The sequence below is a fragment of the Bacillus sp. BS3(2021) genome, assembly GCF_021043345.1.
In the GTDB taxonomy this organism is placed as follows: domain Bacteria; phylum Bacillota; class Bacilli; order Bacillales; family Bacillaceae; genus Bacillus; species Bacillus paralicheniformis.
Window position 1 is genome coordinate 79,964 of record NZ_JAJNDM010000003.1, and the last position, 24,817, is coordinate 104,780.

Genomic DNA, 24,817 nt, shown 5'->3' on the forward strand with positions numbered 1-24,817 from the left:
ATTGCTCCTTACTCTGCTTTTACTAAAAATAAAGGTTGTCCGTATTCAACCAGCTGGCCGTTTTCAACCAATACTTCAACGATCTCGCCTTTCACTTCGGCTTCGATCTCATTAAAGAGCTTCATTGCTTCCACAATGCAGACGACAGAGGATTCTGTTACCTTCGAACCGACTGTTACGTAAGGGTCGGCTTCAGGCGAAGAAGACGCATAAAACGTTCCGACCATCGGAGAGGTGATTTTGTGGAGGTTTCCGCCGTCTTTTGCGGCTTCTTCTGCTGCAGGCGCATCCTGAACTTGCGCTTGCATCGCGGGAGCTTCCGGAGCCGGTGTTTGAACAGGCGCCGCAGCCACTTGCTGGATGGTTTGCACGGTTCCGCTTTGTTTTTTCAGTTCAACCTTCGATCCTTCGTTTTCGTATGTAAATTCATTTATCGAAGATTCATCAATTAATTTTATCAACTGTCTGATTTCATCAATGTTTAACATGCTATCGCACTCCTAATGAAAAAGATTTTACGCATTTATCAGTTAGTACTAAAAGTACATACTATATTCATCTTACAGGAGAGGAATGCCGAATTCAACTACAATCATGAGCGCCCTGCATCAACAGGGGCCTCAAGCATAAAAAAATCCCGCTTTTTGCAAGCGGGACATGTTTACTCTGCTGGCTCGAACGTCACAGCCACATCGTTTAAGTTTTTCACTTCTTTTGCGACGATGTCGATGATATCGGTGGCAGCGGCCTTCGAGTGCTCCTTCGCCTTCACCGTAATATTGACTTTATCGCCGTCGGCATTGACCAAGGCGTCTTTATAGCCTTTTGTTTTGATCAGCGTTTCAAGCGTCTTTTCCGTTCCTTCAGCTTCACTGAGCTCTGTCATCTTGTCGTAAGCTTCGCTTTTTTCTTTTGCCGTCGCTTTATCGCTTCTGACGATTTCGGTTAATTCCTCCCTCTCCCTGCTGCGCTGATCGTCCATTTCCATGCGGTATGTTGTGAATAAATCTTCATCACCGGATGATTCTTTTGTTACAACTTCTCCGTTCTGCTCACTCGCAGACGTTTCTTTATCTTTTGTGTCTTTCCCTTCAGTTTTGTCTTTAGCAGGCGCGGTGTCTTCTTTGCCATCTTTGGCAGGCTCTTCTTTCATCGGTTTTTCTTTTTCAGCAGCGACTTGTTCTTTGTCATCCACCGTGACGACATTTTCTCCTTCAGGCGACATAATGTAGTAGACACTCAGCACAACGACGAGACTTAACATGGTTAAAAGCCAAACCGTTTGTTTTTTCAGCATCATTTATGAATCCTCCTTCATTTTTTTAGGGGCAACAGCGACGCGGTGGCTCGGAACATCAAGAACCCTTGTCACTGCTTCAATGATGGTCTTTTTTATTTGAACGTTGTCGACTCCTTGAGCGACAACGAGAACACCCCTGATATCGGGCTTTTTCGTCTGAACGACGACAGGCGTCTCTTTATCTCCGTTTTTGATGATGACAATTTCTTCGTCAGAAGACATTTCAGACACCGTTCGCTTGCCTCCCTGTTTATCTGTCTCATTCGTTGAAGTCTCCTGGGTTTTTCTATTTTTCTCGAATATTTTCAATGAGGTTGCATCAACATTGACGACGATTGATACGTCTTCCACGCCGATAATCGTTTCCAATATGTCTTTGAGCTGATTCTCATATTCCTGTTCGTAATCTTGGATCGAGTCCTTCGGTTTGTCATCTGAGGCGGGTTTGAACACTTCTTTTTCACCTTCACCGCTCTGTCCGGCGCTTTCAGACGAAGCTTTTTGTGAAGCCGACGGCTGATCTGCCGCTCGATCTTGAGAAGGTTCGGAAGAGAAGATTTGACTGACGAGCATGAAGGAAACGCCGAGAACAAAAAGCAGCAGAAAATAGTGATATTTCGTCAGCTTTTTTCCGTTTTTCTCGCCTTTGGGTAGCAGGTGGCCGATCAGCTTTTCGATCCAGGTTCTTTTATTCATTGCCGCTTCGTTCTCCCCCTTCAATATGAACTGTAATCTTGTCGGGGCTTATTTCCCATATGCCTGCAAGCTGTTCTCTGACTTCCCCCGTCTCTTTCTTTTCTCTTTCTCGCATTGGCTGGTAGCCTCGATCCGTATTGATTTCGACAGGAGCGACGGCTTGGACCGTTTTTTCGGATGCCGGTTCCATGAATACCGAGACTTCCGCATGCTTACTGAGATCTTTCTCTGTTTTCAGCTGGCTGTCAGAAGAGACCGCGACTCGGTCAATCTTGTATTTGTCGCTGATAAACCTTCCCTCTGCGCTCTTTTTCAATTGAACAGCCATCTGTTCTAAGATATATGCTTGTTGTGAGGCTTGTATTTCTTTTTTTTCTGAATTCAACTGATTTTTTATTTCGTTTGACTGAACTTGTCCGTTTTTTGTAAGCCTCTCAAAGATTACATCCGGATCGGTCCTGAATAAAGAGAAGATCGGATTCAGTATCACAACGATCAAGAGCAGGCTGATCACCATTTTCGCGTATTTTTGCATGCTCGAATTCGGCAGAAGCATATCGATGACGATCGCCATCAGAATAAATAGAATAATGTTCGTGAGCCACTCTGTCAGAAATTCCATCTCATCCCTCCCTACTTCATCATCATCGTCAAATTCCCCGCTGTAATGATCACGGTTAAGCTTAAAAAAAACATCAGCGAAACGATGGCCATGGCCGCGAAAATGTAGATGACGCTTTTGCTGATGACATCCAGGCAGCTGATCACCGGACCGCCTCCGAGAGGCTGGAGAACGGCTGCGGCAATTTTGTATATGAGCGCGAGGGAGAGGATTTTGATTGCGGGAAAGGCTGCGATGCAAATCAAGATCGCCACCCCGAGTATCCCGACGGTGTTTTTCAACAGGAGAGACGCGCTGATCACCGTGTCCGTCGCTTCGGTAAACATGCGGCCCAATACGGGAATGAAGTTTCCGGTGATGAATTTGGCCGTCCGCAAAGTAATGCCGTCCGTCACTGCGGCTGAGGCGCCCTGAACCGAGATGACACCGAGGAACACGGTTAAAAATGCAGCCAGCGTGCCGATCGCCGCGTTTCTGAGGAGCTGAGCCAGCTGTGTGACTTTATACTGGTCCGTCATCGTGCTGACAATGCTTAAAATCGCTGATAAAAACAAAAGCGGCAGCACGATATATTGGATAAACAAGCCGCTCGTGTTCATGAGAAAGAGAATGACCGGATGAAAAAATGCGGCTGAGGCGGCTCCTCCCGAAGTCGCCATCAGCGCTAGAAGCAGAGGCACGAGCGACAGGATAAAGCTTGTCATCGTCTGGATCGCTTCATTCGCATATGTGACGGCAACCCGAAAGCTGTTGAGCGCAAGAATGATCAGTACCATGTAGACAATTGCATACGCCACTTTGCTGACGGTGCTTTGCTGAAACGCGTTTTGCAAAAGCTGAAGCAGCACGCAGAAGATGGTCAACAGGATCAGCGTCCCGAGCAGTTTCCCGTTAGCCAGCACTTCATGAAACAAGTAAGAAAACAGCGCTTTGCTCCATTCCTCAGGCGAAAAGTGCTTTTCACCTTTGACAAATTCAAGCAGGCTTCCTTTTTGACTTTCGGGAAGGTGTCCTCCATACTCAGTCAAAATGTTGTTCCAGAACTCCCCGACCCGGTCAAGCTCCAAACCTTCAGCCTGCTCTCTGGCCATCGCTTCAGCCGATTCTTCCGCGGCGGGTTCCCCAGCCGGCTCCGCTTCTTTTGGCGAAGCTTGTACATCATGCGCTCCAAAGCATACGATTCCTATGACCAAGAGCCAGAACAGAAAACGCTTCACTCAGGAAATCCTCCTTTCTAACTAAGACATGGAAGGGATGAGTCCGATGATCGTTTCGATAATGACGGTTAAAATAGGCACGGCCATGACTAAGATGAGGATTTTGCCTGCCAATTCGATTTTTGAAGCAATCGCACCCTGTCCGGCATCTTTCGTCAGCTGGGCGCCAAACTCCGCTATATAAGCAATCCCGATAATTTTCAAAATCGTTTCGACATACATCATGTTGATGTTGGCATTGGCAGCTATTTTTTCAATCATCCGAATGATTTCGTAGACTTGATCGACTAAGAATAAAAAAATCGTGCATCCGGCAAAAACGACAATCATAAAAGCAAACGTCGGTTTTTGCTCTTTCACAATCAAGCTGAGGAAGGTGGCGATCATTCCCAATCCTACGATTTGTACGATTTCAATGAGTGAGCCCCCCTATCCTTGAAATAGAAAGACAGCTTTTATCTTTTGGAATAGATCATCGACAACAGTAGCCACCATGAACAATATATAAATGAATCCTAAAAGCGTGACCCATTGGGCATATTCCTTCTTCCCCATTTGATCCAGTATGGTGTGAAGAAAAGCGACGACGATCCCGACGCCGGCAATTTGAAAAATAATATTTACGTCTACTCCCATTTCGTGTATGCTCCCCTCTTCATTACATCAATAGAAGAATCAGCAGCAGTCCCGACAAGAACCCAAGGCTCTTCACCATTTTTTCATTTTTCGCCTGGGCGAGATTTGCTTCAGCTTCCTCTGTCTCTAAATGGGTTAACGCCAGTTTGATATGTTTTTGCTGAGAAATCAGATCATGACGGCCAAGCGTTTCGCCGAATTGCCGTAAAATCTCGTATTCTTTCTTTTTGAGAGCCGTTTCGGGCCATACTTTCTCCAAGCTGTCTTCCCATGCCGTCCCCGCTGAAGCGCTGCCTTTTTCCAGCTGTTCTGCAAATGTCTGAAACAAAGAAGCTATCGGCCCGGAAAGCTGGTGTGCGATCTGCTTTGACGCCTGAAGGAGCGGTGTGTGCCCGTACATGATTTCAGCCTCTAAAGACTGCAAAGCGGCCAACAGCTGGCGGATTTGCTTCGGTCTATCCCTGAAAGGCTTCGCCATTTCAAATCCTGTCCATGTGGCTGCTGCCAAAATAAGCACGGCACCTAAAAGCTTCAGCATGATAACATCCTCTTCGCCGCACCGAGCGGCTCTCCATTCCCGTTCAAGATGCGGCTCAGGCTGCCGGGACCGTTCTTTCTGGATAGTTCCACGATTCTCTCAAAAACCCGGTGCTCCTGAAGCATTTTCAATGATGGACGCCTGGCGATATCGGCATATGAGGAGCCGTGAGCCGAAACGATGACAGACACCCCCGCATGGACCGCTTCCAAGAGCGCTTCTGCGTCTTCCATTCTTCCGATCTCATCGGCGATCATAACCTCCGGACTCATCGATCTGATCATCATCATCAGGCCTTCCGCTTTTGGACAGGCGTCAAGGATGTCTGCCCGGTCGCCGAGCCGATATTGCGGGATGCCGTTTACACAACCTGCGATTTCAGACCTTTCGTCGACGATTCCCACCTTTTTGGCAGACACGTTGCCGCTCCCTGAGCTGATCAGCCTGGCGAGATCTCTGAGCAGTGTTGTTTTTCCGGTTTGCGGCGGACCGATGATCAGCGTGTTCAGCCACGAGTTTTGAAATAAATGAGGGACATACGGTTCGGAAATGCCGATTTTTTCTTTGGCAATGCGGATATTAAATGATGATATTTCTCTGATTCCTTTGACTGCTCCGTTTTCGACGACAACCCGGCCGGCAAGCCCCACGCGGTGTCCGCCTCTGATCGTGACATATCCTTTTTTCAATTCCTCTTCCAGTGTATACATGCTGTAATTTCCCAGCCTGTTTAAAAGAAGCGCCGAGTCTTCAGGCGTCGCCGCATAAGGGAGAAAGCGTGGCTTTCCTTTGTTCACCAGTTCGAGCGGACGACTTGTCCGAATCCGAATTTCTTCTATCTGATTGATTTCATGGTCGCCAAGACCGTTGAGCGCGCGTTTGATCGTATCGGGGAGAATCTCTGTGATGTGATGCAAAAACACTCCCTCCTCTTTTTGCTTGTCTTCTATAAAAATGTATGATCAACGGAAGACATTATGACAAGTCGGTCTCTCTTATCATGTGTCACTATTTATAGATCCCCGCGATGATCAACACCACTCCCATAAAGATCAAAATCAGCTTTGCGTAAGAAAGCTGCCCTGCAATCTGATAGATGCCGATTGTCATTGTAATAATAAAGATGAGCGGTCCGACCATCGCAAGCACACTGTTGACCGCCACGGCTTTTCTGACGTCGTTTGTCAAAAGCATTACGACAGCCGCCGTCAGTTCGATCAAAGATGATACCACTCTTAACGCAGCCATTGTCAAAACCGTCGGATTGACTTGTCCAAAGAAAAGCTTCATGATCTTAAACCTCCAGTAACACATCCTCTTTTTTTACAATCTATGCTCCTCATTGAAAAAGTAGTCTTCCGATTTTTCTATTTGGCCTGTGAGAGGTAAAAGATTTCAGACAGCAAAAAAAGAGCCGGCTTCAATGAAGCCGACTCTTTCCCGCTGTTACTCTTATGCTCTTGATACGTAAGATCCGTCAGAAGTATTGACAACAAGCGTATCTCCTTCGTTTACGAAGAACGGCACGTTGACAACAAGGCCTGTTTCTGTTTTTGCCGGTTTTGTTCCGCCTGAGGCTGTGTCGCCTTTAATGCCCGGTTCTGTTTCCACAACTTTCAGTTCAACTGTATTCGGAAGTTCGATTCCGATCGTCTCTGTCTGATACATCATGATGTGGACAGACATATTTTCAAGCAGGAATTTGAGCTCGTGTTCGATTTGCTTCTCGTTCAGCTCAAGCTGCTCGTAAGATGTCGTATCCATAAAAACGTGCTGGTCGCCGTTGGCATACAAGTACTGCATCGTTTTTGTTTCAATTTGGGCGCGTGCCACTTTTTCACCTGCGCGGAATGTTTTTTCCTGAATCGCGCCTGTGCGAAGATTTCTCAGTTTGGAGCGGACAAATGCCGCACCTTTTCCCGGCTTAACGTGCTGGAAGTCAACAACGCGCCAGATGCCTCCATCTACTTCAATCGTTAATCCTGTACGAAAATCGTTTACTGAAATCATGATTATCCTCCTATTGCTCCAATCAAACGGATTATAAAATAATTAATTCTTTCGCGGAATGGGTAAGGGATTCGTTTCCTTCCTCTGTCAGGACAATATCATCTTCTATCCTGACCCCGCCTTTTCCCGGTATGTAAATTCCCGGTTCAACCGTTACAACCATGCCTTTTTCAAGCATCTGGTCCGAACGTGCTGAAAGCGCCGGACTTTCATGAACTTCCATGCCGAGGCCGTGGCCTGTTGAATGGCCGAAATACCCGCCGTAGCCTTGTGAAGATATGTAGTCCCTTGTATAAGCGTCAGCCTGTTTCCCGGTGATTCCCGGCTTGATGCTCCGCATGCCGATAGCCTGCGCCTCAAACACGGTTTGATAAATGCGTTTCAGCTCATCATCCGGCTCTCCTACCGCGACCGTACGCGTTATGTCCGAGCAGTAACCTTTATAGTAAGCCCCGAAGTCCAGTGTCACAAGGTCGCCTTTCTCAATCGCTTTGCCGCTTGCCACTCCGTGCGGCAGACTTGAGCGTACGCCTGATGCCACGATCATATCGAAGGACGAATGATCCGCTCCCTGGCTCCGCATGTAAAACTCGAGCTCATTGGCGACTTCAATTTCGGTGATGCCGGGCTTTATGACCGTCAGAATATGGCTGAATGCATCATCTGCAATCTTTGCAGCTTCCTTTAATATCTTAATCTCTTCACTAGACTTAATCAAGCGCAACTTTTCCACAGATTGAGAAACAGGAACGAGTTCAGCTGCGCCAAGCAGCTCTTTGTAGGCGGCATACGTTCCGTATGTCATTTTATCCTGTTCAAAACCGATTTTGTTTATCCCCATCTCTTTGATCACTTCGGCGGCCTTTTGAACGATTCCGCCGGCATGCTGAACAATGTCAAAGCCTTTGACTTGATCTTTCGCCTGTTCTGTATAGCGGAAATCTGTAATAAAGACCGCTTGGTCGCCGGAGATGACCGCCAGTCCTGAAGATCCGGTAAATCCGGTGATGTACCGCAGATTAACGCTGCTCGTCACCAAAATCCCGTCAATACCCAAACCGCCGAAAAGCTCTCTCAATTTGTTTAGTTTCATTGTCCACTAGTCCCCCTATTTGTTATTTGCGTTCATAAAATAACAGATGGCCAGCTTATAACCTTCAAAGCCGAGTCCCGTGATCTGGCCTCTTGCAACCGGAGCGATGACCGAGCGGTGCCGGAACTCTTCCCTCGCATGAGGGTTTGAAAGATGGACCTCAATCACCGGTATGCTGATTGCTGCCACCGCATCGCGGATGGCATAGCTGTAATGGGAGAAAGCCCCCGGATTCAGGACGATTCCATCGTATTGTTCCTCTGCCTCATGAAGAGCATCAATCAGGTCCCCTTCGTGGTTTGATTGAAAAAAAGTCAATTCAATCTGAATGCCTTCGGCAAATTGAAAAAGTTTTTGTTCCAAATCAGTTAATGTGTCTGTACCGTATACATCGGGTTCGCGTTTTCCAAGCCGGTTTAAATTCGGTCCGTTCAATATTAAAATATGCGGCAACTCTGCCTCCCCCTTCTCATCACGCAAAAAAATGTCCACTTACAGTGAACATTTTATCATATTGCTTCCTGATCAGGCACTATTCTCTTGTTTCTCCAAGGGCCCGCGTCAACTTTTCAGAATTGAGCTCATTGTATTCAAACGAAATGGAATAGCCGACGAATAAACCGTAAAGCAGGTAAATGCAAAGCGTCGTCACAACCGTTTCCCTCTTTAATTCAGCCACAGTCTGAACATCTGGGAACATCGGATTGAACAGGTAAAACACGACAGCCCACAAAACGGCTCCATATACAATGCCTGCCCACATGCCTTTGACCTGCTTCAAAGTGCCGTAGTAAAGCAGGGCAGCTCCGATGGAAATAACACCGATCAGCAGGATGCTGATAAACGTCCCGAGAAATCCGTTTTTCCAATCGCCGATGACAAAAGGCTGGAGAATCATGTTTGCATTGACTTCGGAGAACTTAAAAAGGTACGCAAGCTCACCGAGTGCACTCCAAAGCACTCCGCCGACAAAGCCAGTCGTGATCACCCTTCCGATGAAAGTCATCGGAGTTTCACGCTTATTTTGCTCAAGCTCTTCCGGCTGTTTTTGATTGTCTTCATTACCCATACAGTCCAGATCACCTCCATTTCCAGTATGTCCAAAAACAGCCTCGCCAACATCAGCTTTCCCGGATTTTTAAGATCCGAGTGTAAAAAGCATGAAAAAGGGTATACTTTAATTAGATTTGGCTTTGTAATAGGTTCGAATTTCTTAAATTTTTGAGCCCGTCAATCTAGAGGTTTCAGCGTTTTTCCTGTACAATAGGTGTAAGGAAATGGTTAATGTACTCATAGATTGATACAGATAGGTTGATGCAAATGTCAAATCAAACAAAACAGCCCGCATACGGAGGGCAGGCTGTCGTCGAAGGCGTTATGTTCGGCGGCAGGCGCCATTATGTAACCGCGATCCGCAGAAAAGACGGAAGCCTTGAATTTTTTAAGCTGCCTCGGAAAACCAATCCGGCGCTTGAAAAATTTAAAAAAATTCCTTTTCTCAGAGGGATTATCGCGATTATTGAAGCAAGCGCGAACGGCACCAAGCACTTGAATTTTTCGAGCGAACGCTATGACCTCGATCCTTCTTTAGACGATCAATTGAAAGAAGAGAAGCCGTCCAAGCTGACGATGATTTTTGGCCTCGCCGCAGTCGGCGTCCTGTCTTTTTTGTTCAGCAAGTTTATTTTTACGCTCGTGCCCGTTTTTTTAGCGGAGCTCACCCGTCCGGTCTTTCAGTCGGACGTCGCGCAGATTATGATCGAAAGCTTTTTTAAGCTGCTCCTTCTCTTAAGCTATATTTACGCCATATCATGCACTCCTTTTATTAAAAGAGTTTTTCAATATCACGGAGCAGAACACAAGGTCATAAACTGTTACGAGCAAAATCTGCCGGTCACGGTTGAAAACGTTCAGCGGCAGTCAAGACTGCACTACCGATGCGGAAGCAGCTTTATTTTATTCACCGTCATCGTGGGCATGTTTGTTTACTTGCTCGTTCCTACTGACCCTCTCTGGGTCCGTATTTTGAATAGACTCGCACTGATACCCGTCGTTCTCGGCATTTCATTTGAAGTTCTGCAGCTGACAAACAAACTGAGAGACATCCCCGTATTGAAGGTGCTCGGCTATCCGGGTTTGTGGCTGCAGCTTTTAACAACGAAAGAGCCGTCTGACGATCAGGTGGAAGTCGCCATCGCAAGCTTCAATGAGCTTCTTCATATGGAGACCAAAGCAGAGGACGAACAGAAGGAACCTTCTAATATCGTAATGTAATGCAACGAATTGGTTAATTTTTTGGGAGGTGGACAGTTATGAAGCAACGCGTACATCCTGTCTCAGCTTTAATTATTGCGTTTGGAATTTTTGGGTTTGTCTATTTCGCCGTCACAAGTCCGGGCCGCCTGCTCCAATACTTGGTTGTTTTTGCAGCGGTCGGCGCCATCATTTATTTCGTGATCAGGCGCATTTCCAATCGCGATATGGGCAGTGAAGGAGCCGCTTTTAAGAAAGCAGCCAAGCAATCCAACAAGCGTTTTCAAGATCACAAAAAACGCTCTATAAAAGGCAAGGTTAATCATCTGAGAAGCGTACCGTCTATTAATAAATCGAAGCCGGTATTGGTGAAGAAAAAAAGCCAGACTCAGCTGACAGTGATTGAAGGCAAAAAAAGCAAAAAGAAAAACAGGGCTTTCTTTTAAAACGTCCACTGTTTCAAAAATAATTCTGTTCGTTTTTTTCCTAGCTCGATTAGAGCTAGTTTTTTTTCTGCCGACATCGCGAATTCAGTCGACAGGACTTCCTCAACAGGTAAAAAAATGATGTTGCGCTCATGTTTTGTGGCAATGTGCCTGGCGTCATGCGCCTCTTTCATCGTCTCAAACAGCGCCCCGAACAGTTCGAACGCATTTTTAATCGTTTTCTTCGGCCTCTCTTTTTCATTGGGCATCAGCGTGATCCCCAATACCGGCCGTTTTTTTTCTGTTGTAAACAGCCACATCGGAAAATTGCTCAGAACTCCGCCGTCTACGACAACGCTGATGCCGCTGGAGGACTTGAGCTTCACCGGCTCAAAAAAATAAGGAATGCTGCAGCTCATCCGGACCGCCCTGGCGACGGAAAAACGCCTTGGGTTTAAGCCGTATCTGTTTAAATCGTCAGGCAGCACAAGCATCTTGCCATTCGATAAGTCGGAGGCGATCAACTTCAGTTTTCCCTGTTCAAGATCCCCGAAAACTGAAATGCCTTTCGCTTTCAGCTTTTCGGAAATCCAGTTTTCCAGTTTATCTCCTTTATATAAACCGAGCCGCCAATAAATCGATGCCCATTGCAGCATTTTCAAAGGCAAGAGTGAAAATCTCGGGTCAAGGAGCTCGCTTTCATTTAATTCTTCCATCATTTGACGGATCTCCGCGCTTGTATAACCTGCCGCGATAAACGAGGCAATAATCGAACCGGCGCTCGTTCCGGCCAGCCTTTTAAATCGGAAGCCCCGTTTCTCAAGCGCCTCGTATGCCCCCACAAGTGCAATCCCTTTCATACCGCCGCCTGAAAAAACCCCGTCGATGTACATCGCGATCTCCCTCCCTTAAAAGATGGCTTTACACCATTTTAAGAAACGGACAGAAAAAAAAGACCATGAGACAAAGCGGCAGCTGGAAAAACTGATACGGAAAGAGAAAAGCCGCCGTTACCCGGCGGCTTCAGCGTGTCGACAAACCCTCGCATTCGTTGTCAGGCCTGCGCGTCGGTGCTCACGAATTCCAACATTCGCTCCGCTCCGATGCTCGGCCTTCCTAGACTGCAAGAGTTTTCAATCACGCTGATAGGATGACAAAATCCCAAAACCAAAAGTCGTTTTGGGATTTTGTCAACAATCTGAAACCGCCGTTACCCGGCGGCTTTTATTGATTTTCCTGTTCGTTTCTTTTTTGGACGCTTCTCAAATCGTCGATTCTTTTGCTGTCGTCTTCAAAATACTGCACAAGATCTCCGACACGGTCAATGCTGTTCCAGCTTAAATGATGCTCGATTCCTTCGACATCATCATAAATTTTCTCTTCGTCAACACCAATGATTCGTAAAAACTGCTCCAATAATTCATGTCTGTATACTAAACGTTTGCCTATTTTCTTCCCTTTAGGCGTCAGCACGAGGCCGCGATACTTTTCATAAATCAAATATTCGTCTTTATCGAGTTTTTGAACCATTTTTGTAACCGAGGAGGGATGGACGGCCAGAGCTTCGGCTATATCTGAGACCCTTGCATATCCTTTTTCTTCAATCAGCATATAAATTTGTTCTATGTAATCTTCCATACTCGGTGTTGTCATCAAATCCCTCCAAATCACACCTATTCAAATCATAACAAGTTTACACTATGTGCATGTAAAAAACAAGCAACGGGATAACGTTTTCACCCGATTACCTTCTATAATTCCATTCATCTGCCGCATACTTCGTTCTGGCGAGATCGGCGACAAATTCCGTTTCCTCTTCTGTCAGTTCATAAGGCTCCAAATGAATGTTAAGCCCCTTTTCGAACCCTTTTTTAAAAGCTTTGCTCGCTTCTTCAATCGTGATTTTTTCTTTTGCGAGCTCATTGATGGCGACCGCTTTTTGTTTGAAGTTTCTCTGCATGCGCTCTCTGAGGCGATCATTTTTGTAAATAAACAAATCAAAGAGCTTGTCCTCATCCAGATCAAGAAGGATCGAACCGTGCTGGAGAATGACTCCTTTCTGCCTCGTCTGGGCGCTTCCTGCGACCTTTCTGCCTTCGACAACGAGCTCATACCACGACGGCGCGTCAAAACAGACGGAAGATCTCGGGTTTTTCAGGCTCTGTTTCTCTTTTTCCGTTCTTGGTATGGCGAAATACGCATCAAGTCCCAGCTCTCTGAAGCCTTCAAGAATACCTTCTGAGATGACGCGGTACGCTTCCGTCACCGTCTTGGGCATTTCCGGGTGTTCTTCAGACACAATAACACTGTAGGTCAGCTCTTGATCATGGAGCACGCCTCTTCCGCCGGTCGGCCTTCTCACAAAGCCTAAACCGTGTTTTTTGACGGCATCCAGATTGATTTCCTTTTCGATATTTTGGAAATAGCCGACTGAAAGCGTGGGCGGATTCCAGCCGTAAAAGCGGATGGTCGGCGGAATCTTATTTTCGCTGTGCCAATAAAGGAGCGCCTCGTCGAGCGCCATATTAAAAGCGGGATCCTGTCGTCCCGAATCGATAAAACGCCATATTTCTTTTTCCATAACCTACCCTCTTTTTCTTTGGTATAAAATAAGTCTACCATTCCCTCTTAAAATTGAAAATAAATTCGGCGAATCAGATGACAGATTTCTGAGGCTTTACTATAATAGTATTTGTCTTAACATATCGTTAAAAATCTCCCGATTATCAGACGGGATGAATTCAAAAAGGAGTCGGATCAGATTGTCTACCAGCAGCATTATCATTCTCTTGATTTGCGCCGCGCTCATCATCTACGCGGTCGTTTCATACATCTATCAGCAGCGCATTATGAAAACCTTGACAGAAGAAGAATTCCGGGCCGGCTATCGCAAAGCGCAACTCATCGATGTGCGCGAGCCGAACGAGTATGAAGGCGGCCACATTTTGGGTGCGAGAAACATTCCGCTTTCACAGCTTAAGCAAAGAAAAAGCGAAATCCGTCCTGACAAACCGGTTTACCTGTACTGCCAAAACAACGTCAGAAGCGGAAGAGCCGCCCAAACGCTCCGCAAACACGGCTGTAAGGAGATTTACAACCTGAAAGGCGGGTTCAAAAAATGGGGCGGAAAAATTAAAACGAAAAATTAATAACCGCAGCTGTCTCCAGTTGCGGCCAACATCCTAAAGCGTCTTTGCGTTTTAGGATTTTTTTTAGCATATCCTGCAGACAATCAAAACAGGCGGAGCAGATGATCCTTCAAATAAAAATAAGCCGGCGAAATGGGTTCGCCGGCTTTGTTCGTTATTTTTTCAAGTCTTCGATTGAATTGACATCTTTCATGTATGTCGGAACGACAAGGCCAATTTTTACGCCTGTCATGCTTGTACCGATATCTTCGTATTTGCCTTTGTATTTTTCAGCATATGTTTTATGCGTTTGCGGCAGCCATGCAGCAAGTGAAGCATCGACGCTTCCATTTGCAATTCCAGTCCACATCGGGCCTGCTTCTACTTGGCTGAGCGTCACGTTGTAGCCTAAGTCTTCAAGAACTTTTGCGATGACATTTGTGCTCGCAATTTCACTGTCCCATGCCACATAGCCGAGCTTAATTTTTTCGCCGTCCGCTTTATCGACGCCTTTTGTCCATTTCTTAACAAGGTCTTGATGTTTTTTAACGAAATCTGCTGCAGCTTCTTCCGCTTTTTTGCCTTCCTGAACGGCAAGCATGACTTCTCCCATATCATCCTCTGTCCAGCTGAATTGGCTGAGCAGCTTGTGTGCGCCCGGATGATCGTCCTTGAATCCTTTGCGCGTAACAGTATGGATTTCTTCGGCATCGCCGTAAGAACCTTTTGGATCTTTCAAATATTTGAGATCGTATTTTGCAAACATCCAATGCGGTGTCCAGCCCGTAATAATGATCGGATCTTTTTTATCGTAAGCTTTTTTCAATGCGGCTGTCATCGCTGAGCTTGAGCCTGATGTTACAGCCCACTTGCTGAGATCGTAGTCCTTGAGCGCCTTGTCCGTTGCATTCATAATGCCCGCTCCAGGATCAATGCCGGTAATTTTATAACTGACTTGATCGCCTACAGACGCGTTTTCATTATTATTGCTGCTTCCGCAGGCAGCCAGACCCAATGTCAGTACTGCTGCAGTGCCGATTCCCGCTATCTTTTTCCACATTATGCATTCCCCCTGCTTTTTTTCAATTTTATATTTTGTGTAACCCGGTCAAGTACGATCGCAATAATAACAATCGCAAGCCCGGTTTCTACACCGGTACCCGTTTGCAGCTGGGTAACAGCCCGGTAAACTTCTTCTCCAAGTCCAGGCGCACCTACCATGGATGCAATAACGACCATTGACAACGCAAGCATGATGCTTTGATTGATACCGGCCAGAATGGTTTTCGTCGCAAGCGGCAGCTGCACTTTAAAGAGCCGCTGGCTTGTCGTTGAACCAAATGCTTCTGTAGCTTCAATCAGATCTTCCGGCACCTGCTGAATTCCTAAGATTGTCATCCGGATTGTCGGAGGCATCGCAAAGATAACGGAAGCGACAACACCCGGCACAACCCCGATATTGAAAAAGAAGATGGCCGGAAGCAAATAAACGAATGCCGGCATCGTCTGCATTAAGTCAAGAATGGGCGTAACGATTCTCCGAACCGTTTTCTTTTGGGAGCCCCAGATTCCGACCGGAATGCCGATAATGACAGAAATCAGAACGGATGTGACGACAAGCGCCAATGTCTGGAGCATGGCGTCCCAATATCCTAAATAATCAATGATAAAAAATCCGATTAAAGTAAACAGCGCAATGCCTCTTTTGCTGATCAGCCAGACGAGCGCGGCAAAGATAACGGTCAAAATAACCGGCGGAACAAAACCCAGGCCTTGGACAATCACATCAACAAACGATTCCACTCCGCTGGCAATTCCGTTAAATACCCCGCCGAACGACACCGTCAGCCAGTCAACAAACTGATCGATCCAATCGGCTAAAGGAATGCGGGGAAGCGATGATAAAGTAAACATTATCTCACCTCCTGAACAACAGTTTCATGAGCTGATTCATGATCTGAATGTGCATTAATATACCGGTCATTTCCGGCAAGCGCTCCGATTAACGCGCCTTTGACGATGATCCCTTTCATCCGCTGTTTTTCATCGACGACAGCAATCGGGATGCTGGCATCAGAGACCAATTCAAAAATATCCGTCAGGACCGCATTCTCTTCCACGGTTGTAATGTCTCTCGAGATGACGCTCTCCAGCGTCTGGCTTTTTTCGGCTGCTTTTTTAGCTGTTTCAGCATCAACAGAACCAAGAAGCCTATTGTGTTTGTCAACGGCATAAATCGAGGAAATCCCGAGGTTTTTCATCAGCGTCAGAGCGACGCGCGGCCCTTTGTCTGCGCGTACGGTTTCAGCGCGTTTCATAATATGACCGGCTGTCAGCACTTTAGACAAGTCGACATCTTCAACGAATTTTTCAACATATTCATTTGACGGGTTCATTAAGATCTCTTCCGGCGTACCGATTTGAACGATGTTTCCGTCTTTCATCAATGCGATTCGATCGCCGATTCTCAGCGCTTCATCAAGATCATGGGTAATGAAAATAATCGTTTTGCCTACTGATTCATGCAAATCGAGGAGTTCATCCTGCATATCTTTGCGAATCAGCGGGTCAAGCGCGCTGAACGCTTCGTCCATCAGCAGAATGTCCGGATCATTCGTCAATGCGCGGGCAAGCCCGACGCGCTGCTGCATCCCGCCGCTCAGCTGATCCGGATATTGCTGTTCATATCCTTCAAGACCGACAAGCTTTAATGATTCCATAGCTCTTATCCGGCGTTTACTTTTATCGACTTTTTGCAGTTCCAATCCGTACTCTGTGTTTTCAAGAATCGTTTTGTGCGGAAACAGAGCGAACTTTTGAAAGACCATGCTGATTTTTTTCCGGCGGATTTCCCGAAGCTGGTCTTTGGACATATTTGTTATCATGTCACCATCTATGTACACATGTCCTGCAGTCGGTTCAATCAGCCGGTTTAAAAGCCGCACCAAGGTTGATTTACCGCTCCCTGATAGACCCATGATGACAAATATCTCACCTTCATACACGCTAAAATCCGCTTGGTTCACCCCGACGGTCGCCCCGGTTTCTTTCAGAATTTCTTTTTTGGTTTTGCCATCGGCAAGCAGCTGCGTTGCTTTCTTTGTATTTTTCCCAAAAACTTTAGACACTTTTTCTACTTTTATCTTGATTGGCTTTTCGTCTGAATTCATATTTCTCCTCCCGTATGAAGCAATCTAATATACCGTAACATTTATGTAACATATGAGACAAACGGCATATTCGCTGTCATTTTGTATCAAACCTTCATATTCATCGTTGTCACTCTCTACCCTTGTGAATCCTTTTAAATACTCCATAATCCTCTTCTTTTAAGGTAAATTAAACCATTATATTTCATAAAAACATTGAAACTATCACGTTTTACAATGTAATTTTTATTTTTAATTTTAAATTTGATGAATTTACTATTTAATACGAGAGAAATCCTTATCATTCAGCACATAAACCGTTTACATAAAGATGTTTTTTTCACAAAAAAACCGGCGAAATCGATCCGCCGGCTTCTTATCATTTTTCATAACGCAGCACGGGCTTCCGCGCAGCTTTTGTTTCATCCATGCGTTTCACAACGGTTGAATGCGGTGCTTCCTGAACGACTTCAGGCGTTTCCTCCGCTTCTTTTGCAATCTGGATCATCGTATCGATAAACGCATCGAGCGTTTCTTTAGACTCTGTTTCTGTCGGTTCAATCATGATGCATTCCTCGACATTGAGCGGGAAATAGATAGTCGGCGGATGGAAGCCGAAGTCCAAAAGCCGCTTTGCGATGTCAAGCGTCCTGACTCCCAGCTTTTTCTGGCGCCTTCCCGACAGCACAAATTCGTGCTTACAGTGCCGGTCAAACGGCAGATCGTAGTATGGAGCAAGCTTTCTCATCATATAATTCGCATTTAAAACGGCGTTTTCCGTTACTTCTTTGAGCCCGTCCGGCCCCATTGAACGAATGTACGTATAAGCTCTCACATTGATGCCGAAGTTTCCGTAGTAAGGTTTCACCCTGCCGATCGAATGCGGACGGTCATGGTCAAAGGTATAACGGCCGTCTTTTTTCACCAGCACCGGCTTCGGCAAATACGGAATCAATTCCTTCTTGACGCCGACAGGGCCTGATCCAGGTCCTCCGCCTCCATGCGGTCCTGTAAAGGTTTTGTGAAGGTTCAAATGGACGACGTCAAATCCCATGTCACCCGGCCTTGCTTTGCTGAGAACGGCGTTCAGGTTCGCTCCGTCATAGTACAGCTTTCCTCCGGCTTTATGGACGATTTCAGCCATTTCTAAAATATTTTCTTCAAAAAGGCCGAGCGTATTTGGATTAGTCAGCATTAACGCGGCTGTTTCTTCATCTACGACACGCTTTAAATCTTCGAGATCAACAAGACCGTCGTCATTCGATTTGACGGTGACCGTTTCAAATCCGGCAACAGTCGCAGACGCCGGGTTTGTACCGTGGGCCGAATCAGGTACAATGACCTTCGTCCTTTTATGATCGCCGTTTGCCTCATGGAACGCGCGGATCATCATCAGCCCGGTCCACTCGCCGTGCGCACCCGCAGCCGGCTGAAGGGTGACCTCATCCATACCCGTGATCTCTTCCAAATGCTCGCTCAAGTCGTACAAGAGCTCCAGCGCACCCTGCACGGTCCGTTCATCCTGGAGCGGATGGATCGCAGAAAGTCCTGGGATTCTCGCGATTTTTTCGTTAATCTTCGGGTTGTACTTCATCGTGCATGAACCGAGCGGATAAAAGCCCGAATCCACTCCGTGGTTGCGCCTTGATAAAGCCGTATAATGGCGCATAATATCAAGCTCAGACACTTCGGGGAGATCTGCCGGTTCATCTCTGAGATACGCTTCGTCAAGGACGTCTGTCACATCTGTTTCAGGGACGTCAAGCTCAGGAAGGCTGTAGCCGACCCGCCCTTCTTTTGATACTTCAAAAATAAGCGATTGATCCTGATTATTCATGGCGATCCCCCAATTCATTCATGAGTGTATCGATTTCCTCTCTTGTTCTGAGCTCTGTCACGGCGATCAGCATGTGCTGTTTTAAATCCCGATATGAAGCGCCGAGATCGTAGCCTCCGATAATATTTTTCTCAAGCAGGCGTTCATTCGCTTTTTCGACAGGTTCATTGAGCCTGACGACAAACTCATTGAACATCGGCCCGTAAAACACGACTTCAAGACCGGCCCGTTTAGCTGCTTCTTTTGCGTAAGCCGCTTTTTGCAGGTTCTGCCATGCGATTTCCTTGACGCCTTTTTTGCCGAGCGCCGTCATGGCGACTGATGCGGCAAGCGCATTGAGCGCCTGGTTGGAGCATATATTTGATGTTGCTTTATCCCGTCTGATATGCTGCTCGCGCGCCTGCAAGGTGAGAACGAATCCCCTTTTCCCGTTTTCATCTTCCGTCTGACCGACGAGACGGCCAGGCACTTTTCTCATCAATTTTTTCGTGACGGCAAAGAATCCACAGTGCGGCCCGCCGAAAGCGGCCGGTATTCCGAACGGCTGGGCATCCCCGACAACGATGTCAGCTCCCAGTGCCCCGGGCGGTGTTAAAAGCCCGAGAGCCAGCGGATTGGCGGACACGATGAACATGCTTTTCCCTTTATGGGCGATCGGTTCAATGTCTTTCAGCGGCTCAATTCGCCCGAAAAAGTTAGGGTATTGGACGATCACTGCTGCTGTATCTTCGCAGACGGCTTCATCAAGAGCCGCAAGATCTGTTGTTCCGTTTTTGGCAGGTACTTCTACCACGTCGATGTACTGTCCTTTCGCATACGTTACTAAAACCTCGCGCGATTCGGGATGGACGGTTTCCGAAACGACGATTTTTTTCTTTTTTGTATGTCCTGAAGCAAGCATTGCCGCTTCGGCTAATGCCGTTCCCCCGTCATACATCGACGAGTTGCTGATATCCATGCCCGTCAGCTCGCAAATCATCGTTTGAAATTCAAAGATCGCCTGGAGCTCCCCTTGAGAAATTTCAGGCTGATACGGTGTATAAGCCGTGTAAAATTCCGACCGCGAAATCACGTGGTCCACGATGACGGGCTGGTAATGATCGTATACGCCCGCTCCCAAAAAAGAGGCGTGCATCACTGTATCTTTATTTTTAGCCGCGAGTTTCGTCAGCTCTTTTGTGAGCTCAGTCTCGGACTTTGCCTTTTTAATTTGGTATTCCCCTTTAAATTTGACGCTTTCGGGTATATCGGAGAATAGCTCTTCGATCTTCTCGACTCCAATTGCCTCAAGCATTTCTTTTTTATCCTGATCTGTAGCTGGCAGGTAACGGTGCTTCATCTTCAGTCTCCTTTCACGGCCTTGGCAAACTTACGGCTGCCGTTTGTAAAATGGGGTTTTCACGATTTTGGCTTTCAAGCGCTTATTTCTGATTTCCACTTCAACGACGGTGTCGAGGGCGCAGGCTTCTTTTTTCAGCAATGCGAGGCCGACGTTTTTCTTTAAGGTCGGCGACTGTGTGCCGGTTGTCACCTCGCCTGCTTGTTCGCCTTGATAATAGACGGCGTAGCCGTGCCTTGGAATGCCTTTATCGATCATTTCAAGGCCGACGAGCTTTCTGTCCGCTCCATGTTCCTTTTGGCTTGCCAGGACGGCTTTTCCGAAGAAGTCCGAGGCTTTGTTTGTTTTGACGGCGAATCCGATGCCGGCTTCGATCGGTGTAATATCTTTTGAGAGCTCTTGTCCGTACAGCGGCAGCTTCGCTTCAAACCTCAGCGTATCTCTGGCCCCGAGGCCGCACGGCACTAATCCCGAATCCTTGCCCGTTTCAAGAAGCAGCTTCCAAATGTAGGCTGCATCTTCACTCCGGCAGTAAATCTCAAAGCCGTCCTCTCCCGTGTATCCCGTTCTGGACACAAGCGCCTGCACGCTGCCAATCGCCGCATCATCCCTGAACGTAAACAGCTTTAACCCGGCAAGATCGCTATCTGCGACCTGTTTTAAAATCGATTCGGCCTTCGGTCCTTGAAGGGCAAGCAGCGCAACCTCGCCAGACACGTTTCGAACCGAAACGTCTCCTTCTTGGTGCTTGTTCATCCAATCGACGTCTTTGTCGATATTGGCTGCGTTAATGACGAGCATGTAGACATTGGCCGCTTTTTTATAGACGAGGAGATCGTCGATCGTTCCGCCGTCTTCATAGCACATGGCCGTATACTGGGCACCGCCTTCTTTCAGTGTCGAAACATCGTTTGTCAACAGTTTTTGCAAAAACGGAAGGCTGTCTGTTCCTGTGATTTCGACCTCCCCCATGTGTGAGACGTCAAAAAGCCCCGCTTTCGTCCTGACGGCTTCATGCTCCTCTTTAATTGAAGAAAATTGAACAGGCAGTTCCCAGCCGCCAAAATCAATCGTTTTTCCGCCATATTCCTTATAAAGGTCAAATAAAGGCGTTCGTTTAAGCATTCTGCTTCCCCCTTCGCTTTTCAAACTAAAAACAAGTTTGCCAATCATCAGAAAACAAGAAAGATTCCAACATCACCTGGATGGTTCCGCCGCTTTGGACGGCACAAAAAAGGACAGAGAAGCCCCTTTGTCAGTTCTGAGGCTCTCTGTCCTGGCACCTGAAAGTTTACTTTGCATCAAAAGCAAAGATGTCCCCTTTGGTGGTTTGTTAAAACATCATATGATACAAACTCTCTCCAGAGTTGCGTCAAGCAAGAGTTCTTTTGCCTGAGAGATTCACTGTTTCCCCAGCTTGCTCCTTCGGCGCCGCTTTAAGGTTTCCCGCTATCGGTCTCTCCCCTTGCTGTCATTCGCTCATATTCATTTCTTTTCATGGACATACTATATAAAGCTTATGATTTTTTTACTGATGATCTACAAATATCCTACCATCATCACAACAATTGGGCAACAGGAAAAATCATTAACAATTTATTATTTTAAAATAAGAATGTTCGTGTTTTGTTTATTTGTTAGTAAAATCCGTTTTTTTCACGCAATATTTTCTTTTAAAAAAGAACATTTGAATCTCAGAAGAGAAAGGCGGCATTAGTGATGAGACCAGACATTCATTTCGACAACGAGTGGCCGGAACAGTTCAAAAAGCACCTTGATGAAGACGGACCATGGGCGAATTGGGAGCTTTACAAGCTTTCCTGTGAAGTGCAGAAAAGGCTTGCGATTCCGACGTTTGAAGGCTTGCAGGCCCCTTATCACCTCCCAGGATTCACCCCGCTTCCCCATCAGCTCGAAGTCGCCCGGAAGGTAGTCGAGCAGATGAACGGAAAAGCCATCTTGGCGGATGAAGTGGGCCTCGGCAAAACGGTCGAGGCTGGGCTGATATTAAAAGAATACATGATTCGCGGGCTGGCCAAGAAAATCTTAATCCTCGTCCCCGCCTCGCTCGTCTCGCAATGGGTGAAGGAACTGCGGGAAAAGTTTTTAATTCCGGCCGTGGAACAGAAAAAAAGCTATGTCTGGGAGCAGTGCGATGTTGTCGTCTCCTCCCTTGACACGGCAAAGCGGTCACCGCACAGGGAGACGGTTTTGTCGATCCAGTATGATGTGGTGATTATTGATGAAGCTCACAAACTGAAAAACAATAAAACAAAAAATTACGAGTTTGTCCGCAGCTTAAAGAAAAAATATTGCCTGATGCTGACGGCGACGCCCATCCAAAACAAGATCGACGAAATATTTAATCTCGTTTCCCTGCTAAAACCCGGACACTTGGGAAATGAAAGCAACTTCAACAAAGATTATACAAAACAGATCAATTCAGCTGAAGCGCATGAACGCTTAAAGTCCCTTATCAATAAAGTCATGATCAGAAACAGACGGCATGATACCGGCATCACCTGGACGAAGCGCCATGTCGAAACCGTGCCCATTTCCTTTTCTCCTACAGAACAGGCTTTGTATGACGAGATTAAAAAGCTGAAGACAAGTCATCAGCATTCATCAAGCATGTTCTCAATCATGACATTGGAGCGCGAATGCTGTTCAAGCAGAGAAGCTGTCTATATGACGCTGAAAAACATGCTTGACCGAAAGGATCGCGAAGCGCCGGTGATCTCCGAACCTGTCATCCACCATTTGATCGAAAAGGTCAACGAGGTCACGCAAAATTCAAAAGCGCTGAAAGTTGTTGAGCTCATTCAAGAACTCGATGACAAAGTCATCATCTTTACTGAATACAGGGCGACGCAGATTTATCTGCAATGGTTCCTCCAGCAGAACGGCATCAGTTCTGTACCGTTCAGAGGCGGATTTAAAAGAGGAAAGAAAGACTGGATGAAAGATTTGTTCAGGGGCAAAGTTCAAGTTCTGATCGCGACTGAAGCAGGCGGTGAAGGGATCAACCTTCAATTTTGCAATAAAATCATCAACTATGACCTTCCGTGGAACCCGATGCGTCTCGAACAAAGGATCGGCCGGATTCACCGGCTCGGCCAGGAACGCGATGTTTACATTTACAACATGGCAACAAAGCATACCGTAGAAGAGCATATTTTAAAACTTCTCTATGAAAAGATCCATTTGTTCGAAAAAGTCGTCGGAGACTTGGATGATATTTTAACAAAAATTGAGGTCGGCAATTTTGAAGACCACCTTCATGACATTCTCTTTTACTCCGCAACAGACGAGGAAATGAAGATTAAAATGGAAAACTTAACCTCTTTCATTTCATACGGAAATGAAGCCGTTTCAAACCAAGAACAGATCGGAGGCTAAAATCAAATGCGTCAGGAAGAAATATACCTGTTTTTAGAACGCTTTTTCATCGCAAACGGCTGCACGATCACCGACAAAAGTTCAGGCCACATGACTGTGCAGCTGACGGTTGAAGTCGATAAACAGATTATGAACAGGCCGTTTTACTGGCACTGGCTCGAAAAGACGGGCGGAGAACCTAATCCGATGAAAATCACGCTGATCACGAATGAAGACGAGGCCCCTTCCGATATCGAAGGTGAGTTTATTCATTTTGGATCACCAAGACTTTTTCAAATTTTCCAGGCCGTGCAAAAAAACGGCAAATTTATTCGCCTTTATGAGAAAATCCGTTCTGATGGAGCCCATATTTCCCTGGAACCGTGGCTCGGCATGAATGTGACGATCTCGTACCAATCCGACATGAAAAAAGATAAGCTTTTGTCTCTCGGCCTTCATTTAATCAGCGGTCAGCTGGTCGAATCGTTTCAAGAACAAATGGAGGCCCGCGATCTCTCTTCACAGATCTCTGACTACTGCTACACGATGTCGCCGTTGATTAAGCCGGAAAGCGGCATTAAACGGCTTGAGCGCTATATCGAACAGGCGGCCAGAAGCGAGCCGCTTGATTGGGCTGAAGCTTCCCTGAAACGCTGGAATAACGACCTGTCACTTTTAAACCAATTTTACGAGGATACTGAAGAAAAACCGGAGGAATACGAAATTGAGAAAAAGGCTCTCCAAACGCTTTACGAGCCTAAAATCGATATTAAAGTTCAAAACGGGGGATTATTTTATTTGCACAAAAAAAATTCAGGATAATTTTTCCGATTCGACAACATTCTTGTTTTTATTCAGTGAGCTGGACTTATAATAGAACTAAAGAGATAGGAGGAACTTTCGTAACACCATTTGGACAATATTGGTAAAGTGTTGAGTCTCGGGGTTTATCTTTGTTTATCACAACACGGTTGTCTGAAATACATAATGAAGTATTTTGGGGGGGAAATGTATGAATAAAGATAAAAATGAGAAAGAAGAATTGGATGAGGAGTGGACAGAACTGATTAAACACGCTCTTGAACAAGGCATTAGTCCAGACGATATACGTATTTTTCTCAATTTGGGTAAGAAGTCTTCAAAACCTTCCGCATCAATTGAAAGAAGTCATTCAATAAATCCTTTCTGAATGTGCT

General features: G+C 46.3%; 29 protein-coding genes and 1 riboswitch. Of the genes, 6 read left to right on the forward strand and 23 right to left on the reverse strand.

From position 1 onward, the window contains the following. Positions 1–8: 8 nt before the first annotated feature. The 14 genes from accB to LQ247_RS08035 all read right to left on the reverse strand — a co-directional run bounded on the left by accB (position 9) and on the right by LQ247_RS08035 (position 9,181). Complete coding sequence (gene accB / locus LQ247_RS07970; RefSeq protein ID WP_035338362.1) at positions 9–488, reverse strand: acetyl-CoA carboxylase biotin carboxyl carrier protein; 480 nt, start codon at positions 486–488, stop codon at positions 9–11. A 173-nt stretch (positions 489–661) separates the two neighbouring features. Further along, entirely contained in the window at positions 662–1,300 is a 639-nt protein-coding gene (locus LQ247_RS07975) for a SpoIIIAH-like family protein (RefSeq protein ID WP_035338363.1), read from the reverse strand. Then, the gene (spoIIIAG, locus tag LQ247_RS07980; RefSeq protein WP_231005867.1) at positions 1,301–1,996 is read right to left on the reverse strand and encodes a stage III sporulation protein AG; all 696 of its coding nucleotides are present in this window, start codon (positions 1,994–1,996) and stop codon (positions 1,301–1,303) included. Then, the gene (gene spoIIIAF, locus LQ247_RS07985; RefSeq protein ID WP_048349980.1) at positions 1,989–2,618 is read right to left on the reverse strand and encodes a stage III sporulation protein AF; all 630 of its coding nucleotides are present in this window, start codon (positions 2,616–2,618) and stop codon (positions 1,989–1,991) included. The genes spoIIIAG and spoIIIAF overlap by 8 nt, the downstream gene beginning before the upstream one ends. 11 nt (positions 2,619–2,629) lie before the next feature. Further along, positions 2,630–3,835, reverse strand: coding sequence for a stage III sporulation protein AE (gene spoIIIAE, locus LQ247_RS07990; protein WP_026579320.1), 1,206 nt, complete (start codon positions 3,833–3,835; stop codon positions 2,630–2,632). Positions 3,836–3,856: 21 nt separating this feature from the next. Further along, positions 3,857–4,252 carry a stage III sporulation protein AD gene (spoIIIAD, locus tag LQ247_RS07995; RefSeq protein WP_256164082.1) on the reverse strand — a complete coding sequence of 132 codons (396 nt, stop codon included), beginning with the start codon at positions 4,250–4,252 and terminating at the stop codon, positions 3,857–3,859. A gap of 12 nt (positions 4,253–4,264) precedes the next feature. Further along, on the reverse strand, positions 4,265–4,471 hold the full coding sequence (gene spoIIIAC / locus LQ247_RS08000; RefSeq protein WP_003183409.1) for a stage III sporulation protein AC: 207 nt from the start codon (positions 4,469–4,471) through the stop codon (positions 4,265–4,267). A 22-nt stretch (positions 4,472–4,493) separates the two neighbouring features. Beyond that, positions 4,494–5,009, reverse strand: coding sequence for a stage III sporulation protein SpoIIIAB (spoIIIAB, locus tag LQ247_RS08005; RefSeq protein ID WP_020452145.1), 516 nt, complete (start codon positions 5,007–5,009; stop codon positions 4,494–4,496). Then, positions 5,003–5,926 (reverse strand): stage III sporulation protein AA, encoded by a 924-nt coding sequence (gene spoIIIAA / locus LQ247_RS08010; protein WP_020452146.1) that lies wholly within the window; start codon positions 5,924–5,926, stop codon positions 5,003–5,005. The genes spoIIIAB and spoIIIAA overlap by 7 nt, the downstream gene beginning before the upstream one ends. 91 nt (positions 5,927–6,017) lie before the next feature. Further along, positions 6,018–6,299: a YqhV family protein gene (locus tag LQ247_RS08015; protein WP_003183412.1), complete on the reverse strand. Its 282-nt coding sequence runs from the start codon at positions 6,297–6,299 to the stop codon at positions 6,018–6,020. 162 nt (positions 6,300–6,461) lie between these two features. Beyond that, positions 6,462–7,019, reverse strand: coding sequence for an elongation factor P (gene efp / locus LQ247_RS08020; protein WP_020452147.1), 558 nt, complete (start codon positions 7,017–7,019; stop codon positions 6,462–6,464). Positions 7,020–7,050: 31 nt separating this feature from the next. Further along, positions 7,051–8,112, reverse strand: coding sequence for a M24 family metallopeptidase (locus LQ247_RS08025; protein WP_105980351.1), 1,062 nt, complete (start codon positions 8,110–8,112; stop codon positions 7,051–7,053). A 15-nt stretch (positions 8,113–8,127) separates the two neighbouring features. Then, positions 8,128–8,565 carry a type II 3-dehydroquinate dehydratase gene (aroQ, locus tag LQ247_RS08030; protein WP_020452149.1) on the reverse strand — a complete coding sequence of 146 codons (438 nt, stop codon included), beginning with the start codon at positions 8,563–8,565 and terminating at the stop codon, positions 8,128–8,130. A gap of 79 nt (positions 8,566–8,644) precedes the next feature. Next, positions 8,645–9,181 carry a YqhR family membrane protein gene (locus tag LQ247_RS08035; RefSeq protein WP_020452150.1) on the reverse strand — a complete coding sequence of 179 codons (537 nt, stop codon included), beginning with the start codon at positions 9,179–9,181 and terminating at the stop codon, positions 8,645–8,647. Between the two features lie 251 nt (positions 9,182–9,432). Between LQ247_RS08035 and LQ247_RS08040 the strand changes: the two genes are divergently transcribed. After that, complete coding sequence (locus LQ247_RS08040; RefSeq protein WP_020452151.1) at positions 9,433–10,386, forward strand: DUF1385 domain-containing protein; 954 nt, start codon at positions 9,433–9,435, stop codon at positions 10,384–10,386. A gap of 38 nt (positions 10,387–10,424) precedes the next feature. Next, on the forward strand, positions 10,425–10,811 hold the full coding sequence (locus LQ247_RS08045; protein WP_020452152.1) for an SA1362 family protein: 387 nt from the start codon (positions 10,425–10,427) through the stop codon (positions 10,809–10,811). Here LQ247_RS08045 and LQ247_RS08050 read toward each other — a convergent pair. The 3 genes from LQ247_RS08050 to LQ247_RS08060 form a co-directional block, all read right to left on the reverse strand. Continuing rightward, on the reverse strand, positions 10,808–11,683 hold the full coding sequence (locus tag LQ247_RS08050; RefSeq protein ID WP_020452153.1) for a patatin-like phospholipase family protein: 876 nt from the start codon (positions 11,681–11,683) through the stop codon (positions 10,808–10,810). The genes LQ247_RS08045 and LQ247_RS08050 overlap by 4 nt on opposite strands. A gap of 331 nt (positions 11,684–12,014) precedes the next feature. Then, positions 12,015–12,443: a transcriptional regulator MntR gene (mntR, locus tag LQ247_RS08055; RefSeq protein WP_020452154.1), complete on the reverse strand. Its 429-nt coding sequence runs from the start codon at positions 12,441–12,443 to the stop codon at positions 12,015–12,017. Between the two features lie 91 nt (positions 12,444–12,534). Next, complete coding sequence (locus LQ247_RS08060; protein WP_023855177.1) at positions 12,535–13,371, reverse strand: lipoate--protein ligase family protein; 837 nt, start codon at positions 13,369–13,371, stop codon at positions 12,535–12,537. 154 nt (positions 13,372–13,525) lie between these two features. Between LQ247_RS08060 and LQ247_RS08065 the strand changes: the two genes are divergently transcribed. Then, positions 13,526–13,939 carry a rhodanese-like domain-containing protein gene (locus LQ247_RS08065; protein ID WP_043054396.1) on the forward strand — a complete coding sequence of 138 codons (414 nt, stop codon included), beginning with the start codon at positions 13,526–13,528 and terminating at the stop codon, positions 13,937–13,939. A 154-nt stretch (positions 13,940–14,093) separates the two neighbouring features. On the opposite strand, the gene LQ247_RS08070 is transcribed toward LQ247_RS08065, so the two are convergent. From LQ247_RS08070 to gcvT, 6 genes are all read right to left on the reverse strand, one after another. After that, the gene (locus LQ247_RS08070) at positions 14,094–14,978 is read right to left on the reverse strand and encodes a glycine betaine ABC transporter substrate-binding protein (protein WP_023855178.1); all 885 of its coding nucleotides are present in this window, start codon (positions 14,976–14,978) and stop codon (positions 14,094–14,096) included. Next, positions 14,978–15,832 carry a glycine/proline betaine ABC transporter permease subunit OpuAB gene (gene opuAB, locus LQ247_RS08075; RefSeq protein ID WP_035338367.1) on the reverse strand — a complete coding sequence of 285 codons (855 nt, stop codon included), beginning with the start codon at positions 15,830–15,832 and terminating at the stop codon, positions 14,978–14,980. Before opuAB ends, LQ247_RS08070 begins: the two co-directional genes overlap by 1 nt. Next, positions 15,832–17,088, reverse strand: coding sequence for a glycine/proline betaine ABC transporter ATP-binding protein OpuAA (opuAA, locus tag LQ247_RS08080; protein ID WP_105980349.1), 1,257 nt, complete (start codon positions 17,086–17,088; stop codon positions 15,832–15,834). The genes opuAB and opuAA overlap by 1 nt, the downstream gene beginning before the upstream one ends. Positions 17,089–17,446: 358 nt before the next feature. Further along, complete coding sequence (gcvPB, locus tag LQ247_RS08085) at positions 17,447–18,904, reverse strand: aminomethyl-transferring glycine dehydrogenase subunit GcvPB (protein WP_020452160.1); 1,458 nt, start codon at positions 18,902–18,904, stop codon at positions 17,447–17,449. Beyond that, positions 18,897–20,243, reverse strand: a complete 1,347-nt coding sequence (gene gcvPA / locus LQ247_RS08090; RefSeq protein WP_231005868.1) for an aminomethyl-transferring glycine dehydrogenase subunit GcvPA — start codon at positions 20,241–20,243, stop codon at positions 18,897–18,899. The genes gcvPB and gcvPA overlap by 8 nt, the downstream gene beginning before the upstream one ends. A gap of 30 nt (positions 20,244–20,273) precedes the next feature. Beyond that, positions 20,274–21,368, reverse strand: coding sequence for a glycine cleavage system aminomethyltransferase GcvT (gene gcvT, locus LQ247_RS08095; RefSeq protein WP_105980345.1), 1,095 nt, complete (start codon positions 21,366–21,368; stop codon positions 20,274–20,276). Between the two features lie 245 nt (positions 21,369–21,613). Further along, positions 21,614–21,718: riboswitch (glycine riboswitch) on the reverse strand. 244 nt (positions 21,719–21,962) lie between these two features. Between gcvT and LQ247_RS08100 the strand changes: the two genes are divergently transcribed. From LQ247_RS08100 to sinI, 3 genes are all read left to right on the forward strand, one after another. Then, positions 21,963–23,642, forward strand: coding sequence for a DEAD/DEAH box helicase (locus LQ247_RS08100; protein WP_231005869.1), 1,680 nt, complete (start codon positions 21,963–21,965; stop codon positions 23,640–23,642). 6 nt (positions 23,643–23,648) lie between these two features. Then, positions 23,649–24,443, forward strand: a complete 795-nt coding sequence (locus LQ247_RS08105) for a YqhG family protein (protein WP_020452164.1) — start codon at positions 23,649–23,651, stop codon at positions 24,441–24,443. Positions 24,444–24,633: 190 nt separating this feature from the next. Further along, positions 24,634–24,810 carry an anti-repressor SinI gene (sinI, locus tag LQ247_RS08110; RefSeq protein WP_020452165.1) on the forward strand — a complete coding sequence of 59 codons (177 nt, stop codon included), beginning with the start codon at positions 24,634–24,636 and terminating at the stop codon, positions 24,808–24,810. Positions 24,811–24,817: the final 7 nt, after the last annotated feature.

Excerpts from the sequence above, each read along its gene's own strand:
- accB (WP_035338362.1), bottom strand. The coding sequence starts at position 488 with ATGTTAAACATTGATGAAATCAGACAGTTGATAAAATTAATTGATGAA.
- LQ247_RS07975 (WP_035338363.1), bottom strand. The coding sequence starts at position 1,300 with ATGATGCTGAAAAAACAAACGGTTTGGCTTTTAACCATGTTAAGTCTC.
- spoIIIAG (WP_231005867.1), bottom strand. The coding sequence starts at position 1,996 with ATGAATAAAAGAACCTGGATCGAAAAGCTGATCGGCCACCTGCTACCC.
- spoIIIAF (WP_048349980.1), bottom strand. The coding sequence starts at position 2,618 with ATGGAATTTCTGACAGAGTGGCTCACGAACATTATTCTATTTATTCTG.
- spoIIIAC (WP_003183409.1), bottom strand. The coding sequence starts at position 4,471 with ATGGGAGTAGACGTAAATATTATTTTTCAAATTGCCGGCGTCGGGATC.
- spoIIIAB (WP_020452145.1), bottom strand. The coding sequence starts at position 5,009 with ATGCTGAAGCTTTTAGGTGCCGTGCTTATTTTGGCAGCAGCCACATGG.
- LQ247_RS08015 (WP_003183412.1), bottom strand. The coding sequence starts at position 6,299 with ATGAAGCTTTTCTTTGGACAAGTCAATCCGACGGTTTTGACAATGGCT.
- efp (WP_020452147.1), bottom strand. The coding sequence starts at position 7,019 with ATGATTTCAGTAAACGATTTTCGTACAGGATTAACGATTGAAGTAGAT.
- LQ247_RS08025 (WP_105980351.1), bottom strand. The coding sequence starts at position 8,112 with ATGAAACTAAACAAATTGAGAGAGCTTTTCGGCGGTTTGGGTATTGAC.
- LQ247_RS08035 (WP_020452150.1), bottom strand. The coding sequence starts at position 9,181 with ATGGGTAATGAAGACAATCAAAAACAGCCGGAAGAGCTTGAGCAAAAT.
- LQ247_RS08040 (WP_020452151.1), top strand. The coding sequence starts at position 9,433 with ATGTCAAATCAAACAAAACAGCCCGCATACGGAGGGCAGGCTGTCGTC.
- LQ247_RS08045 (WP_020452152.1), top strand. The coding sequence starts at position 10,425 with ATGAAGCAACGCGTACATCCTGTCTCAGCTTTAATTATTGCGTTTGGA.
- LQ247_RS08050 (WP_020452153.1), bottom strand. The coding sequence starts at position 11,683 with ATGTACATCGACGGGGTTTTTTCAGGCGGCGGTATGAAAGGGATTGCA.
- mntR (WP_020452154.1), bottom strand. The coding sequence starts at position 12,443 with ATGACAACACCGAGTATGGAAGATTACATAGAACAAATTTATATGCTG.
- LQ247_RS08060 (WP_023855177.1), bottom strand. The coding sequence starts at position 13,371 with ATGGAAAAAGAAATATGGCGTTTTATCGATTCGGGACGACAGGATCCC.
- LQ247_RS08065 (WP_043054396.1), top strand. The coding sequence starts at position 13,526 with ATGAATTCAAAAAGGAGTCGGATCAGATTGTCTACCAGCAGCATTATC.
- LQ247_RS08070 (WP_023855178.1), bottom strand. The coding sequence starts at position 14,978 with ATGTGGAAAAAGATAGCGGGAATCGGCACTGCAGCAGTACTGACATTG.
- opuAB (WP_035338367.1), bottom strand. The coding sequence starts at position 15,832 with ATGTTTACTTTATCATCGCTTCCCCGCATTCCTTTAGCCGATTGGATC.
- opuAA (WP_105980349.1), bottom strand. The coding sequence starts at position 17,088 with ATGAATTCAGACGAAAAGCCAATCAAGATAAAAGTAGAAAAAGTGTCT.
- gcvPB (WP_020452160.1), bottom strand. The coding sequence starts at position 18,904 with ATGAATAATCAGGATCAATCGCTTATTTTTGAAGTATCAAAAGAAGGG.
- gcvPA (WP_231005868.1), bottom strand. The coding sequence starts at position 20,243 with ATGAAGCACCGTTACCTGCCAGCTACAGATCAGGATAAAAAAGAAATG.
- gcvT (WP_105980345.1), bottom strand. The coding sequence starts at position 21,368 with ATGCTTAAACGAACGCCTTTATTTGACCTTTATAAGGAATATGGCGGA.
- LQ247_RS08100 (WP_231005869.1), top strand. The coding sequence starts at position 21,963 with ATGAGACCAGACATTCATTTCGACAACGAGTGGCCGGAACAGTTCAAA.
- LQ247_RS08105 (WP_020452164.1), top strand. The coding sequence starts at position 23,649 with ATGCGTCAGGAAGAAATATACCTGTTTTTAGAACGCTTTTTCATCGCA.
- sinI (WP_020452165.1), top strand. The coding sequence starts at position 24,634 with ATGAATAAAGATAAAAATGAGAAAGAAGAATTGGATGAGGAGTGGACA.